The following is a 15245-nucleotide window of genomic DNA, read 5'->3' as shown; positions in this document are numbered from 1 at the left end:
CCCAACGCGCGACCTCCGCCCTGTTGAACGACAGCCCCGAAGACAAAGGGATTAAGACACTGCTGCGGGTCGCGCTGGGCGAGATTGCCGAGTTGAACGACAGCCCTGAAGACAAAGGGATTAAGACGCTTCCCGATCGTCCGGGAGGAGCCCGTCCTTCGCGTTGAACGACAGCCCTGAAGACAAAGGGATTAAGACAGCTCGGGCTGGACCTGCTTCATGCCATTGCCCGTTGAACGACAGCCCTGAAGACAAAGGGATTAAGACGGGGATTCGCAGGCTTACGTAACCGCTGGAGTCGGTTGAACGACAGCCCTGAAGACAAAGGGATTAAGACGTCGGTGGTGCGGTCGTCCCAGCCGGGCTCTTGTTGAACGACAGCCCTGAAGACAAAGGGATTAAGACACGCCACGACAGGGCATGGGTTGCAGCGTTTCCGCGTGGGATTCAACGGCAAGCGTGTTGTGGTACCACTACGGGCGTAGGAACCTTGAAGGGGCTTATGCGGAAGCCGCGCTCAGACTGTACTGACCTAGACCGAAGCTGGCGTTCTTGCCGGCATGCAGCCACTGTCCGGCTTGAAGGATGGCGCTGAATGGCTGCAGGTCGCCCTCGAGGGTCCATTGGCCCACAACGCCGGACAGCTGCATGGTCTGTTTCTGACGCGAGGAGTAGCGTGACCACGATTGCCATTCCAGCGACTTTTGGCTGCGGATAGTTTGTGCGAGGCCCTTGAGGGTGGGGTAGTCCCAGTTCGGTGCGGTGCCGCCATGGAATTCGCAGATGAGGGAGATACGCCGCGTGAGGTTCATGAGCAGGCGTTCGGCATCCAGGGCGTCGGGCCCAAGTGCGTGCCCCTGGTGCTGTAGGCGAAGCGGAGTGTGCAGTTGCAGTGTGACGCGGTGTGTTTCCCGGGGCAGGCCGTGAGTGGCCAGTGACTCGGCTTCGAGGTCAGTTGCCACGCTGGCAGGGGGCTCGGATGTGACGGATGTGAGTTCGGCGGGGGCGCGTCGCTTGCCTAGACCCCGGGCGAGGGCCTGATGCCATGCCGAGAGAATGAGTTCGCGCTGCTGCACGGCGTTCCCTGCGAGCACGACGTGAAAGTCGAAGGCGTCACCAGGCTGCAGGATCCGTTCGCCACCGGCGGGTGGTTCTATGACGTAGGGTGCGGGGATCTGGCTGAATCGCTGTAGCGTGTGCTCGGCTGGCGGCGGTGGCTCGAACAACGCAGGGTAGGCGCAGTCGCGGTAGAGTTTGCATTCTGCGCAACGCGGGGCACGGGTGATGCACACGCTGGTCTTCAGGGCATGGCCGAACGCGCCCCGCAACATCGAGCCCGCGAATGGTGGCAGGCGCAATGGTGCCCGGGCGACCGCGTGAAACCGCAGCCGTTCCAGCGATAGCTCGGGAAGTTCCACAATTACGGGTGGGGCCGTCTCCGTAGAATCACCGGACATGGCGTTGTGCAGGGAGGCGGATTCAATGGTGGGCCGGGACATGATTCTGACCTTCGGGAATCCAGCAGCTTTTCATTGTGCCGCGTCATCGTCGGGGATGTGAGTGATGCGATACTCTTCCAGCCGGGCGTTGCAGGTGTCCAGGGTGTCCGCGTCCAGCTCCTGGCCGCGAATTCCGGGCGGGATGTCCAAGGACAGATGCAGGTAGCGGGCTCCGCGCGCACAGACCTGCGCAGCCAGGTGGATTGGGAGGGTGCCCAGGACACAGTCACCGGGCTGCAGGATGCTCGGGTCGAGATGAGGAATACACCGGTCGATGTGGATGCCCCTGCGTTCGGTCCACTCGATGGCACCGGGATGTCGGGTCACGAGGTAAGTTGTGGCGGTCATGGCAGTGGTCTCACAGGGGCCTGATCTCGCTAATGTTCCATCACTCGTCCAAGGATTTCCTGGTCGACAAGCTTTTCGAGCGGATCGCGTAACTGGGCTGGGAGAAAGGAGTGCACGAAGGCCTGGCGGATCAGCGCCAGGGTTTCCCACTGGGTCAATCCAGCGTGCCCGGACCCGGCCTGCATTCGGGCCGCCGCAAGGTATTCGTCTGCCAGAGTGGTGCGGCTGATCCCGGGGTTGTCTGTGCACACGGTGAGCGGGATGCCCATCTCGAGAAGCGGCCCTAGTGGGTACGGTGGCTGGCTATGCGATCCGGTGATCCCGGGATCGTAGAAACCGATGACTTCGCGGTTGGAACTCGGACACAGCTCGAGCAGGATACCGCGGTCCCGAAAGCGCTGGGCCAGCGGCCGGTTGTCCGCCAGGGTTAGGCCGTGACCGATGCGGTCGGCATGCAGGCGGTAGGCGGCTTCCCAGATGTTGTCCGCGGCTTCACCTTCTCCGGCGTGGATCGTGATCGGCAGACAGGCCCGGAATGCGGGCTGGAAGTGCTGTTCCAGTGCCGCCGGCGGGTTTTGTGCCTCGTCGCCGGCGAGGTCCAGGCCCAGCAGAAAGGCTCCCAGGTTATCGCGCACTCGGGTGGCTCGGGTCACCACTTCGCCGATGGCTTCTGGGGGCTGGCGCCGGTCGAGGATCCACACGAACCCGATCCGCGGCTGATCGCCAAGCGTGCCGGGAAGCCCAAAAGCATCGCTCCGGTCACTGGTGATGGCGCCAGCGGCCCGCAGGGCGTCGCGCAGTTCGCGCAGGAAGCCTTCCGGATCCTCGGGTCGGTACTTGTGCGGGCTACCGCGCAGCTCCACCCAGGCGAGGCCTTCGCGGCGGGCATTGTCGACCAAAGCGCGGGCGTATGCGGGCAGGGCGGCCGGATGGCCGAGTACCGCGGAGCCGGTGAGTTCGCCCGGACGCTCGTAGGCCTGAAACCCGTGGGCATGCGAATCTTTCAATGCGATTCGCGGCTCGGTGATGTCGTAGAGCTGGCGCCGCAGCCAAGCCTCCGGGCACCGGAGCAGCAGGGCGCTGGCGCACAGTGCACGGTGGTGGCGCGGATCCTGCCATGGCGGACAGTGGGCGCGAAGCTGTTCGGGCCAGTTCCACGGCCAGTCGGAACCGCCATCGGGCGCCTCGCTACCGGCGGACGGCGGACCACCGTCTGCCCCGGGGTGGCGGAGCAGGGCGCTCGTGGCTTCCAGCGCGGCGGTCTGTTCCGCCGCGGTGCTCGCGGCCCAGATAGCCTCGGCGACTGTGCCCTGTTGGTCCAGGTCGAGGCATCCGCCAATATGGCGATGGAGGTCGGCCTTTGGCAGGCGCTCGAGCCATTCACGATGCTCCGGACCGATCGGGGTATGCCGCAGTTCCTGCAGGCGGGCTGGCGGCAGCCGGTACAGGCTCCGCCAGTTGCCGTAGGTTTCCTGCTGTACCAGTTCCGAGACGAAGTTGCCGAGCAGGCGCCGGCTTTCGCGGGTGCGGGCTTCGAGCGTCTCGAACAGGGGGGCATCGGCATCTCCGGCGTGCCAGCGGCATACGTCCCCATTGGCGGATTCGGGCAGGGGGAAGTCCGGCGCATGGATGGCGGGATCCAGGTCCAGCAGTTCGCTGCGCGGGTTCGCGCCGAGGTTCAGCGGACGGATCTGGCGGGCGAGAACCGCCGGCAGTGCAGTCTCGAAGAGCCCGGGCCCGGCTTCCCTCAGTGCGGGGTCGAGGTTGCCTACGTCGGTCACGTGCAGCAGGGCGTCGCAGCCCATGTACTGCGCGGCGGCCTGCAGGTCGGCACTCATGGTCTTGCGCCCGCCGGCCAGCGAGAGCAGCAGTTGCCCCGAGTCCGGCAGGGCTTCGCGGGCGGCGAGCACCACGCGGTAGGTCAGTTCACGCAGCCTCTGGCATTCCGCTGGCGTGGAGAGTTCGTCGGTGCCTTCGGCCTGCCAGATGCGCAGGGCAAACGGCCGGCCCAGGGCCTCCCACCACGCGGAGAGCTGGTCGATCGAGCGGGCAGCACGATCGCCGCTGGTGGTGACCAGGTGGATCGCGTCCGGCGGGCGGAGGCCGTGGAGCTCGGCACGCACGGCATCACGCTCCGGATGCCGGGCATAGAGATCCAGCTTCCCCGGTGCCAGGGCCCCGTACACCTCCGGGACCACGGCCCAGCTCCCACCCAGCGAGCCGACGAGGATGCATCGGTGCGAGGCGTCCATGTCAGTGAATCACGGGGTTCTGACCCGCGCGGCACAAGCAGAGGCGAGAGTGGTTCATGATATGCCACTGCCATTGCGCAGGGCGGCGATCTGGTCGCGCCGTTTGTTCTCCTGCTTCTCCCGCTTGTCCTTCTTGAGCCCCGAGGGCGTCCACCCGAAGCGATCGTAGGCCGCTTCGATGGCGTCGGCCGCCTTGTGCCGCTCCGCCTCGGTCCAGCCGCGGGCCTTCCGGTCGAGTTTGTTGAGCAGGCCGGCCAGTTCCCCGTGTCGGCTCTTGTCCAGCGGTGGTTCGAGACCCGCAAAGCCTTCGAGCGCGGCGGCAAGTTCGCGCAGTGCCTGTTCGCTCTCCGGCAGGGCCTCGAATTCCTGCTGCCGGCGTCTGGCGGCCTCGGCCTCTTCTTCCTGGCGGCGGCGTTCGATGGCTTCGCGTTCGGCGGCCTCCCGGCGCTCGTGTTCCTCGCGCCGACGTTGTTCCTGGCGTTCGCGGTCGATCGTCATGGCTCCGTAACCGACGGCGGTCTTGGCGCCGAAGCCCAGCCAGTCAAAGGCGTGCTCGAACGCCTTGGCCAGCAGTTGCTGCCAGCGGTTGCCTTGCGCCAGCTCCGGTGTCAGTTGCGTGAGACGATACTTGTCGCAGACGACATGGAAGCTGAAACGCGAGCCCGGGGGTACGGTCAAGAACGGTATAGGCGTAGGCTGGCCGGAGTCGTGTGGCGTGACGCTGCCGCCGGTCTTCGTATCCTGCCGCTGCTGGTAGTAGTGCGCCTGATGTGGCGTCATGATCTCCACGTGCAGGCGGTTGCCCGCGATCTGCGGGACCACGTCCCAGAACGTCAGGGCGCCGCGGACGTGCATTTGTGCTCCGTCGTCAATTTCCAGGCCGAACAGCGCGTCGATCATGGACAGGTAGACGGTTTCGTTGCCCATCGTGCAGGGATAGCGGGTGGAGTCGTCCCAACCGCCCGAATCGTCCCCCCACGTGCCACCCGCCAGTTCGCGTGCCGCCTGGCGCAGGACGCCCTTGATGCCGGAACCCGGCAGAACGGGCAGGCCGTAGGGGTCGAGAAAGGCGAAACCATTTTCCAGCGGATGCTCAATACCCAGCCCGGTGGTAAATGGCGCGCTGGCCTGGCCCTCGACCAGCAGATGGGAATCGTCCGGGAGGGCTGCGGCGAGCGCATGGGCGCGTGTCTCCAAAGCCACCATGCGCTGCTGGTCGTGGCGGTTGAGCGTGCGGGCCGCTTCCAGCGCGGGCGCCTTGTTTTCAACGCTCTTCGATCGTTCCCGCCGGTCTTTTCCGGTAATTTCGTAGGCGGTGTCATGGGTTTCCCACAGGTGCTCCTGCGTGCGCTGGTCGATGCCCCACAGGTTCAGGTACATGCCGAAGCGCATGCCGGGCGAGGCCTCGGTGAAATCCTGCCCGATATATTTGGGTACGGCGGCGATCGGCATGTTAGCCCTCCTCGCCCATCCGGGCATCGGCCATCTGGCGCAGCCACTTGAGCCAGACCAGGGCCTCGGCCGTGACCAGCTGGAACTCCCGTGGCTCCGACTGCATCAGCGCCTCCATACAGGGCTTGAAGTCCTTCGGGAGCTGATGCTGGTGGTGCAGCCAGTCGTGCAGGTGCTCGGCCAGCAGCCGGTGCTGACTGTCCTTGCCGTTGAGAAAGGCGAGTACCTGCATCAGGCCCGTATTCATGATCAGCCCAGGTACGGCCTTGGCGACGTTGGCGTAATCCTTTTTGAACTTCTGTACGCCGTCACCGGCCTTTTCCCAGGCGTGCTGCGCCCTCTGCTGTTCCAGGGACAGGCGTCTTCCGTTCGTCGGATGATTGGGGTCGCCGGTCGCCTGTGCCGCCGGTTTCGGTTGCTTGTCGCCGATTGACAGGGTGGAGCGCTTGCTCATGAGGGATTTCCTCCTTCGGAATGAGCGTTCACCAGACGGCTGATCACCTGACCCCTTCCGGTAGTGGCGTCCCCGCCGATCTGCAGGAGCCTGCCGTTCATCACGGTCTGCATGCGTGCCATTACGGCCTGGGCCTCCAGGTGGTCGTCCTGCTGGCCAGTGCGGGTTCGGCTGGCCGATAGGGGCGCGAGTAACAACGCCTCCGGGGGCAGGTTCTCGGTGTAGAACAGGCCACCGTCGTCGGCAGTGCCGGTTTCCTCGTTAATCCGAACGTGGGGTTCGACCAGAGTCGCATGCTGCACGAAGTAGTCGAAATCCGTGTCGGAGAGCAGCACGAGATCTTTTTCGAGCTTGTCACGGAAGAACCGATAGCCGTCGTCTTCGGGCAGGGCGTGGGTGGCCAGCCAGTTGCTGGTGGCCTCTAGGGCCGCGCAGTTGGTCATTGCCGCCTCGTATTCGAAGACCTCCAGGTGCAGGCGGTCGTCTCGTGACAGCAGGCCGGGGTGGACAACTCGGCATTGCCCCGGTTCGACGGCGGGCAGGTCGGGCCAGTCGTGGGGGACGCCGATCAGTGAGAGCAGGCGGCGTGCGCGCTCCAGCGCGATGGGGCTGGTCGCGTAGACGTATCCGCCCTTCAGGCTGCGCACCGGGAAGGCCACGATCTGGGCGTCGCCAAAGCTTACCGCCCCGGCGTGCAGCGAGTCGGCCCCGGCTTCCGGCCCGAACAGGCGCTGGATATCATCCTGGTGTCCACCCAGGGTCTGGTAGCTGTGGCGTACGGCGCCTTTGATGCCCGAGCCGGCAAAGCTCGGATGTCCGGTGTGGCGTTCACGCTGGATAGGGTTGTCGATGACTCCAACGGCATTGCCTGCGCCCACATGGACCGGGCTGACGGCGTAGAGAAAAGCGACGGCTTGTTTCTCAAACATGATGGTGTTCCATATTCAGGGTGATGGACATAGCGGTGGTTCCGTGGTCAGGCCGTTTCCGGCCAGGTCGCCAGCAGGCATCGATTAAAGCCCTCGGCACGGCGCGTGGCATCCTCCTCATCGCAGTGGGCGGGCCAGAGGCCTTCGGTTGCGAGCCGTTGCAGGGCGTCGGCGGTCGTCCCCGGGGCGAGTTCCAGCCAATAGACCGCCCCGGCTGGAACAGCCTGGCGTGCGGGTTTTGGCCGGTTGCTGGCCAGATCCCATCCGGAGATGACCTCGGCGCGGGGCACGGCGGCGGCGACGATGCGTCCTTCGACGCCGTGCAGTGAGAACGCGGCACCCCGTGACGCGGAGTCGTCCGCGGGCGCGGCCGTACCGGTGGGCAACCAGCCGTGCGCGAAAAGACCGGGGGTGGTGAGCAGGATACGGGCACGTCCACTGCGGGCAATGGCCTCGAGATCCGGCTCGGGCCAGTCGACCGCGCATTGTTGGGCGCTGGCGGCACGGCCGTCGCCGCCGAGGCGCAGTGCTAGGGACTCGGGCAGGGTGGCGCCCCGCACCCGGCTGACAAAGCCGGTGCCCTCGCGCATGGCGACGGCCTGGGCGGTGAACAGGTGGGCATCCTCCGCGGAACGTGTCGCGGGGTTCAGTGCGATGCCGATACGCGGGTCCGGTGCCCAGATTTGGGCGGTGCCAAGGAGCTCATCGGGCTGGGGTAGATTGCCCGCCAGCCAGTCCGCCAGACCGCGCCCCGTGAGCCATAGGCCAGTCACCGGCTTGCCGCGGCGGGTCTCGGGCAGTACGGGCACATACGGCAGCGGATGGCTGTTCTCCAGGCCGGCGGCAGGAGCGGCCGGGAGGCTGCGGCGCAGTTCGAGCGGCGGCGCGTCCGAGCCCTCACGAGTTTGTTCATCCTCGTCATTCGGTACTTGCGCGGACAGGTCGGCCGGCAGCGGGTACAGGGGCTCGATGCGCTCTTCGTGTTCCCGCGCGAGCTGGAAGGCCTCCACGGTGAACGATCCAGGATCGGCCGGGGTGCCCAGCTCGGGATGGGGTGCGTGGCCCCGGGCAAATTCGCCCAGGTCCACGCCCTCGCGGGCCAGAAGGGCGCTGCGCAGGCTGCCGGCCGCCAGCGAGGGCCAGGGCGGAACCAGGGCCTCGCCGTAGCTTCCGGCGGCACCGAACAGCCGGTTACCGCGCAAGAAAAGCACGTCCAGTGGCTGAATGAAATGGCTGATGGCGGCTGTCATGCGGCGGTTTCCCCCTTGCCGTCCGGGTCGGCATCGGTGTTGTCCTGCGGCGAGCTTTCGGTTCCGGGAGGCTTGCTGCGGATCTCCCGCGCCAGGAACTCGGCGGTGAGCAGCAGATCGCGCAGCCAGTCGCGCGGGGGCCGCTCGCTGCAGGCGCAACGGGCCAGATCGTGCGCCAGCCCGGGCACGTCATGGTGCTGCCAGACACTTTTCCGGCCGCACTGGCGCCGGAGCTGCCAGTCCAGCAGGCTCTCAAGCATTTCGTGCGGGACCGGGTCGGGCAGGTCCTTCAGCCATTCCAGCGTGCTGTAGACCGCGCGGCGGGATACCGCCGGCTCGCGCAGATACTCGACGGTGCGCTCTAGCATGCCCAGCACGCCGAACGGGGCGGTGAAGTGCGTGATGGCCCCGGCCCGCTTGATCAGCGTGATGCTGAAAGCGTCGCGTCCACCCTCTTCTTTGGCGCGTTGTTCCGCGGCGGTCAGGGCCCGCCGCACGGCTTCCAGCGGTGCCTGGTGGTGGGCGATGACGAGGCCGGCGGACATGGTGGCGTGCGGCCCCATCATGCGCAGCAACTGGCCGCGCAAATGGGCGAAGCCGTCGCGGCAGAACAGTTCCTGCCGGCCCCAACCGTCCTGGCCGGCGCGGCGGTTGCGAATGTCGGTCCAGCTGAATGCCTCATCGCGCTGGTCGTGTCCCGACCACGCATACCGCAGACGGCGGGCGCAGCCCAGGGCGTCGGCCACCGGGAGCATGGCCAGCACGTCATCGCCCCCGGCGTAGATCAGCTTGCCGAGGTGTTCGCGCTCGACCACGTGGGGCACGATTTTCAGCGCGAAGTCGTTGAGCGCGCCGGAGATGGCGAAGTGCCGGCCGGGGGAGAGCGCCCGCGGTTGCTGCGCATAGTCGAGCAGGCGTGGATTGCCTTGCGCATGCCGGCGGAAACCCTCGCGCACCTGTGAGTGAAGACTGTCCTCGTAGCGGATGCCGACATCGGATGCCGGGTCGCCGGAGAGGATGGCGCCCATGCGGTCGCCGTCCATCAGCAGCAGGGCGTAGTAGGTCTCGATCCCGGGGCGGGCTGTACCATCGCCCAGGGCATCGCGGACGGTATTCTGGCCGGCCTTCCAATCCTCCGGATTGTCGCTCTCCTGCATCTCTTGGAGATAACCCGGCAGCTGGCTGGCCATTTGCCACTGCGGGTGGCCGCGGTGGCGCTCGACCAGACGCCGCGGCAGTGCGACGCGCTCGCCCTGGTACTTGAACTCCCGCTGCACGGTCGCCGAGGCATCGGCGCCGCTTTCCAGCCAGCGGTCGAGCTGGTACGCGACGGCCATGGTGTGGGTGGAGACGACAAAGCGGCCGATCGGCGCGATATCGCCGTCGTCTTTTTCGGCCACCGTCCTGCCGACTGCCTCCGCGAAGATCGTCGGCCACAAGCGCTTGATGGCGGAAAGCCCTCCCAGGTGCTCGCCCTCGCGGGCCCAGGCCGGGCGGTTGGCATGGATGCGGGTCCAGAGGCTGTCCCGACGCTGACCGGGCGGAAGCGCGAGCTGATCCCGGTTCGTGGTGAGCCATTCCGCCTCGCCGGCAAGCGAGTCGCGGTAGCCCTCCTGCGGGCTGGAACGGAATGCACGAACGCCCTTGGATGCCGCCAGCAGTCGTTCCACGAGGTCATGAATCGCCGGGTAGAGCACGCCGGGGTTGGGGGCAAAGAAGCGGGTGCCGTCGTCCCAGTCGATGTCGTCGCGCAGCACCTGCCAGGCCGGGGTGTCGAGAAACCCGGCGAAGGCGTCCGGGTCGCAGCCGAAAAAGGGCGCCATGGCCGCCTGCAAGGCCGTGGTATCCAGGTCTCGCTGTTTCTCCCGGTCTCGCGGGCGAATCAGCGAGAACGGTACGGCGGCCCAGTGCACTTCCGGGAAGCCTTGCAATTGAGCCTTCATCTGGGCGTAGGGCACGGTCTCGGCATCCACGTCCATGTCGGCTTCCTTGAGCAGGCGGGAGACCACGTCAACGCCCGTGTCGTCCAGCCATCTCTGTGCGGCGTCGCGGGCCCGTTCGGCCAGCTCCCGGGCCTGACTTGCTGGCACGATGGCGACAAAGCGGTTGGGCAGGGCCGCAGTGAACAGCGGGTTCGCATCCGTCTGACGGAAGGTCCAGGGGCAGTGGCGGCCGAACCACTCGTCGCCCAGGCTGTCGCCCAGCTCGAGGTCGTCCCGCAGCCAGGCATCCACCTGAGGTACGCCCCGCAGCCGGGGGAAAACCATTGCGTCCGGACCCAGCGCCTCGCAGATCACGCGCATGGCCTCCCAGGCGAGCCGGGACAGAAGATGGGAGCCGGCCCATAGGTCCTCGGTCTTACGCGCCGAGGCGATGAATTCCTGCACCGGACCCAGGGAGACGGCCAGCAGGGCGGCATCCCCGTCCGGGTCTGCGGCAAAGGCGCCGGCGAAGGCGCTGGTCAGATCCAGGTGATCCCAGATGCTGTGATCCGGAACTCGGGTGTCGGCCGGCAGGTGCGGCCATAGAAGCCCCAGTTCGCCGGTATCGTGGTCCCGGGTGTCGTCGTCGGCCGAGTCCAGCAGCGAGGCCTCGCCCAGCAGTTCAGGGCCGAAGCGCCAGAAGGCGGCATGGGTGCGCCGGTAGTCGAATGCGCCATCCCTGTCCCTGACCACCAGCCGTTCGAAGTGGCTGAAACTCTTCGCCTTGATCGTTTCCACGTCGGTCTCGCCCAGCGAACCGAGGTCGAAGGTCTGTCCCGTGAGCGGGTGGATGATTTCCGGCTTCCGGGTCCAGCGCACCTGCGCGAAATCGGCCACCGCGAAGGTCTTCGGGCTGCCATCGGCCGCGGAGACCGTCTTTTCGTGCATGGGCCACTGCGGCCGGTCGGCCGCGGCTGCCCACCAGTCGGCCCGCCGAACCGTTTCGTACATGGGGGCCGGGATGCCCTTGTGAAACAGCACGCTGGACAGCACCTCGGCATTGTCCGGATCCAGCCAATCCGAAACGGGAAGTTCGTGGTAGCCGGCGAGCCGGTGCAGGGCCCGCGAGGTGCCGCCTTCGTGGCCTTCGGGGTCGCGGAGCAGGACCAGTGCCTTCTCGACCGGGTCGTGCAGGCGGGCATGCAGTTTGGTCTGCCAGAAGGTGTTGTGTTCGCTCATCACTGAACTCCGCTGAGACGCCGGAAAGTGCGGGCGCTGTCGAGATGCGATGCGACATCGCGCCATGCCTGTTCGAGCTTGTTCAGCTCGAGGGTTTCGCCCGAGTCAGTCGGAATCTTGTGTGGCATTGCAAACACGCGGATCCGCAGTTTGCCGTCCGGATCCGCCATCAGCTTCCACCGCAAAGGGCTGGCCATGCGGCCGGCACCGGCGAAGCCCAGCGCCTTGCGCAGATCTGCAGCGGGTTGCTTGAGCTTCAGGCGAGCGTTGCGCCGTTCCTGGGCCATGGCCGCCATGGCCTTGTCCCAGGACTCGAAGGACTTTGTGCTTTCCCAGATCCAGGGGCCTTGTTCGCAACGGGCGATGGCGCGGGCCCAGTCGGATTTGAGGCAGCGTTGCCAGTCGAGAAGAATGCCGTCCGGCACGGATGGGGCGGTCGCTTCTCCATTGTCTTTAATTGCCACGGATCCCCATCCTCCTCTTGATCGGCTGCCGAGGGTTCCGAACTGGTGGGCCAGTTCCATTACCGTATCCAGCCGATGGATGTAAGTGTCCGGAGCGGCGATCTTGAGTATGCGGACGGATTCCTCGGCGCGGGAACGGATCGCGTTTCGATCCGGGATATTCTTGCCGCGCCTGACAAGGCCGAACCAGGCATATCCATTCTCAATGCTGGTCGCCAGTGGGGCGACGCCTTCCTGGCTGCCATGACGCCAGGCGGTTTGGTCACTGGCAGATTCCGTATCGAGCCGCAGCCTTACGAGGCTCTTCCTCGCACGGACTGGCTCGCTGGCCTCATTGGGAACATCAGTCCGGTCATCCTCGAGCCAAGCGTGGCCGAACAGCAGTCCCTCCTCCCGACGCATGCGGGTAATGTCTTTCGGGTGGCCGTTCTCGGCCATCCAGGCGACGCGCCACCACTGGCGGAGCAGGGCCTTGAACGGCGGGGTACGCCACTGGGCGTCCTGCACGGCGTTGCCGAGAAACGCCGGGGCGAGAAAACGCACGGTGTAGTGGCGCTGCGTGTAGCGGACGTTCGGTTGGGCCATCGGCGGTTTCCCATGAAGCAGTTGCGTGAATGCTATCGCGCCCGTGCCGGCACGGCGCGGCTGACAAGCTTGTCGGATCAGGTGCTGTTCAGGCGCTGGATGGCGGCTTCCAGCTCGCGATGCAGACGTTGCCGGTTGCGGATGATCTCACGCACTCGGCGATGTCGTGGCGGTGTTCCATGGGCCATGGCGTTGCGGAGCTGCCGCAGCAGGTGCCAGGCCTCGTGTTTCCATTCCGGTTCGCGGTCGAGTGTTTGGGCAAAGCCGTCGCGTACCCGTTCACGGTTCGCGTGGTCACTCGGATCCTCGCCCTCGTCGCTGCAAAGGCGGGTCAGAAAGGCTTCGAAGCCGAAAATGGCGGCGCGTGGATAGTCGCGCCGGCCCAGAGCGCGCAGAGCGAGCTTGCGCTGGTTGTCACCCAAGTCGTTGCTACGCGCCCAGGCCAGGCGGTCGATCAGCTTGCCTTGGAAAAGCCCGGAGGCTCCGGCGAGTGGATTGCTTTCTAATTCCTGCAGAACGGTTCGCAGGCGCTGGCGGGCCCCAGCCAGGTTCAAAGTTGTTTCGAGAAAGTTGGCTTCGACCAAGCAGTTGGCCTTGTCCTCCGGCAAACCGTCGCGCTCCAGCAGGGGGGCGAAGACGCCGTAGTCACCCGAGGAGTCGAAGCGGGCAAGGGCTTCGATCCAGCGGTGGACCGCATCCAGCCCGTCCAGGCGCAGTACCGGAGTCTCCCCCGCTTGTGGTCCTTCGCTTGGTGTCATGTCGAGCGCGGCGTACCACAGGCCATCGACCCGTACAGAGCGCAGCGCTTCCAGGAAATAGGCGGAGAGAAAGCCAAGCATGCCAAGGTGGCGGAAGCCGTGCGTGAGGTCGAGGTGGAGTCGGCCGCCCGAAATCGTTTCGGCGATTTCTTGGAGAATCCGGATCTGTTCGTCGGATTCGCGGGCTCCCGGGATCAGCCGCAGTTCCGCATCCATACCTGCGGCTTCGCGCACGAATTCGGTGACCGGCGCCAGTTGTTCCATGGTTACGCGCTGATTGGTCTCCGCATCAAGCAGCGCCAGGCGTTCCGCTTCCAGAGAGGGGTTGTTGGGTTGCACCAGGTGCTCGATCAGCACGCTCCACATGCTGCCCGGTGTACCGAGGATTACCACACGGGCGGGCTGCAGCTGGCGTGCCAGTTCGATGCCGAAAAACGGGCTTTCGCGCAAGCCGGCTTCGGGAAACCGGTAGCGTGCACGGCGATAGCCGGTGTTGTCGTCGTGCCGACCTCGCCCGAGGAAGGTGATCAGTGTGCTCATGGCCGTCCTTGTCTGCAGGGGGACACACCCAGTTTCGGTACTGACCTAACGCCTCATCCAGCGTGAGGGTAAACCGATTGGATATTGTGGGGAAAGGCGTCGATGCCGGTGGGAGTTATGGTCAAGTCTGGTGTATGAGCGATGGCAGGTTCAGGCGGCGTTTTGGTCGGTGATGGATGATGCCTCGTCGTTGGTCGGTTCGGTCTGTTCGACGCCGTCGATGAACGTCACCCCGCGCTCGAGCTTGTCGAGCCATCCGTAACCCCGGAGCCGACGCCAGCGCTTCTGCGCGCTCTGACCGAGCTTGAACGTCAGGCTCAGGACGGTGTTGCGGGTCCGCCGTAAGCTTCCCCGTCAAAAGGACCATTCATTCTTAGAGTCCTCAGCGGTTGAATGGAGCTGGGCGTAGACGGCCGGCGGCAGGTCGCCGAGGGCGTCATGAGCCCGCTCCTCGTTGTAGTCGATCACCCACCAGTGGGTGATCTCGCGGACCTCCTCGAGGTCGTTGAACAGGTAGAGATCCAGGACCTCGTTGCGGTAGGTGCGGTTGAAACGCTCGATGAAGGCGTTCTGGTTTGGCTTGCCGGACTGGATGTACTGGATGAACATCGCGTTCGCCTCCGCGCAGGCGCGAAAGGCAGCGGACAGGAATTCCGGACCATTGTCGACGCGCAGGATCTGCGGGAGACCCCGCTCGGCCTTCACCCGCTCGAAGATGCGGGTCAGGCGGTGGCCGTTGATGGAGGTGTCGATCTCGATGGCCACCACCTCGCGGTTGAAGTCGTCGACGATGTTGAAAGTCCGGAAGCGCTTGCGGGTGTACAGCCCGTCACTCATGAAGTTGGCGGACCAGACCGTGTTCGGCGCATCCGGCACGAACAGAGGGTTGTAGGCCCGCGGCGGCCGTCGTCGCCGGGTGCGGCGCGGCTGGTTGAGGCCCATGCCCCGATACACGCGGTGCACCCGCTTGTGGTTCCGGGGGTGGCCCTTCCGGCGCAACTGCCGGTAGAGCTTCCAGAAGCCGCGCCGGGGCGCGTCGTCCACCGCTTCGTTGAGGGCGTCGATCACCGGTTCGTCACGCTCGGCCGGTGACGGCGCCTGAGGACGTCGATACCAGGCCGACCGGGAAAGCCCAACACAGCCGCAGCTGCGGCGGATGGACAGGCCGTGGCGCTGGTGGAGAAAGGCCACGGCTTCCCGCTTCTCGGTCGGCCTCAGAGCTTTCGGTCGATGAGGTCCTTCATCGCCGTGTTCTCGAGCGAGAGATCGGCGTACATCTGCTTGAGCCGGCGGTTATCCTCCTCCAGCTCCTTGAGGCGCTTGAGGTCCGAGGCGGCCATGCCGCCGTACTTCGACTTCCAGTTGTAGAACGTCGGCTGGCTGATCCCGTGCTTGCGGCAGATCTCCTTCACGGACTGCCCGGCATCCGCCTCCTTCAGGATCGACAGGATCTGGTTCTCGCTGAAGCGTGACTTCCGCATGGCTCCCCTCCCGGCTGCTCGACCTCGATTGTGCCAGAGGACTCTAATAACCACTGGTCCTCGTGGAGGGGA

Annotated in this window: 11 protein-coding genes and 1 CRISPR repeat array; all 11 genes read right to left on the bottom strand. The window is 65.8% G+C overall.

Annotated features, from left to right (window positions below):
- Positions 1-22 precede the first annotated feature (22 nt).
- Positions 23-405: a CRISPR direct-repeat array (repeat unit 36 nt; unit sequence GTTGAACGACAGCCCTGAAGACAAAGGGATTAAGAC).
- A gap of 95 nt (positions 406-500) precedes the next feature.
- On the bottom strand, positions 501-1499 hold the full coding sequence (cas6, locus tag F620_RS0113285) for a CRISPR system precrRNA processing endoribonuclease RAMP protein Cas6 (protein WP_019570943.1): 999 nt from the start codon (positions 1497-1499) through the stop codon (positions 501-503).
- Between the two features lie 30 nt (positions 1500-1529).
- Complete coding sequence (csx16, locus tag F620_RS0113280; RefSeq protein WP_019570942.1) at positions 1530-1847, bottom strand: CRISPR-associated protein Csx16; 318 nt, start codon at positions 1845-1847, stop codon at positions 1530-1532.
- A 29-nt stretch (positions 1848-1876) separates the two neighbouring features.
- Positions 1877-4099: a CRISPR-associated ring nuclease gene (locus F620_RS0113275; RefSeq protein WP_019570941.1), complete on the bottom strand. Its 2223-nt coding sequence runs from the start codon at positions 4097-4099 to the stop codon at positions 1877-1879.
- A 54-nt stretch (positions 4100-4153) separates the two neighbouring features.
- Positions 4154-5551, bottom strand: a complete 1398-nt coding sequence (gene cmr6 / locus F620_RS0113270) for a type III-B CRISPR module RAMP protein Cmr6 (protein ID WP_019570940.1) — start codon at positions 5549-5551, stop codon at positions 4154-4156.
- A 1-nt stretch (position 5552) separates the two neighbouring features.
- Complete coding sequence (gene cmr5, locus F620_RS0113265; RefSeq protein ID WP_019570939.1) at positions 5553-6005, bottom strand: type III-B CRISPR module-associated protein Cmr5; 453 nt, start codon at positions 6003-6005, stop codon at positions 5553-5555.
- Positions 6002-6934 carry a type III-B CRISPR module RAMP protein Cmr4 gene (cmr4, locus tag F620_RS0113260; protein WP_019570938.1) on the bottom strand — a complete coding sequence of 311 codons (933 nt, stop codon included), beginning with the start codon at positions 6932-6934 and terminating at the stop codon, positions 6002-6004. The genes cmr5 and cmr4 overlap by 4 nt, the downstream gene beginning before the upstream one ends.
- 47 nt (positions 6935-6981) lie before the next feature.
- Positions 6982-8184 (bottom strand): type III-B CRISPR module-associated protein Cmr3, encoded by a 1203-nt coding sequence (locus tag F620_RS0113255; RefSeq protein WP_019570937.1) that lies wholly within the window; start codon positions 8182-8184, stop codon positions 6982-6984.
- Positions 8181-11345, bottom strand: a complete 3165-nt coding sequence (cas10, locus tag F620_RS14495; RefSeq protein ID WP_019570936.1) for a type III-B CRISPR-associated protein Cas10/Cmr2 — start codon at positions 11343-11345, stop codon at positions 8181-8183. Before cas10 ends, F620_RS0113255 begins: the two co-directional genes overlap by 4 nt.
- The gene (locus F620_RS0113245) at positions 11345-12394 is read right to left on the bottom strand and encodes a hypothetical protein (protein WP_019570935.1); all 1050 of its coding nucleotides are present in this window, start codon (positions 12392-12394) and stop codon (positions 11345-11347) included. Before F620_RS0113245 ends, cas10 begins: the two co-directional genes overlap by 1 nt.
- 77 nt (positions 12395-12471) lie before the next feature.
- Positions 12472-13692 (bottom strand): TIGR02221 family CRISPR-associated protein, encoded by a 1221-nt coding sequence (gene csx2, locus F620_RS0113240; protein ID WP_019570934.1) that lies wholly within the window; start codon positions 13690-13692, stop codon positions 12472-12474.
- 354 nt (positions 13693-14046) lie between these two features.
- A protein-coding gene (locus F620_RS14955) for an IS3 family transposase (RefSeq protein WP_155987038.1) occupies positions 14047-15173 on the bottom strand; the annotation gives its coding sequence in 2 pieces (ribosomal slippage) (positions 14047-14918 and positions 14918-15173; 1128 coding nt in all).
- Between the last annotated feature and the right edge of the window lie 72 nt (positions 15174-15245).

The sequence above is a fragment of the Thioalkalivibrio sp. ALE11 genome (genome assembly GCF_000381205.1).
Taxonomy (GTDB): domain Bacteria; phylum Pseudomonadota; class Gammaproteobacteria; order Ectothiorhodospirales; family Ectothiorhodospiraceae; genus Thioalkalivibrio.
This window is presented reverse-complemented; position numbering and strand designations above follow the sequence as displayed.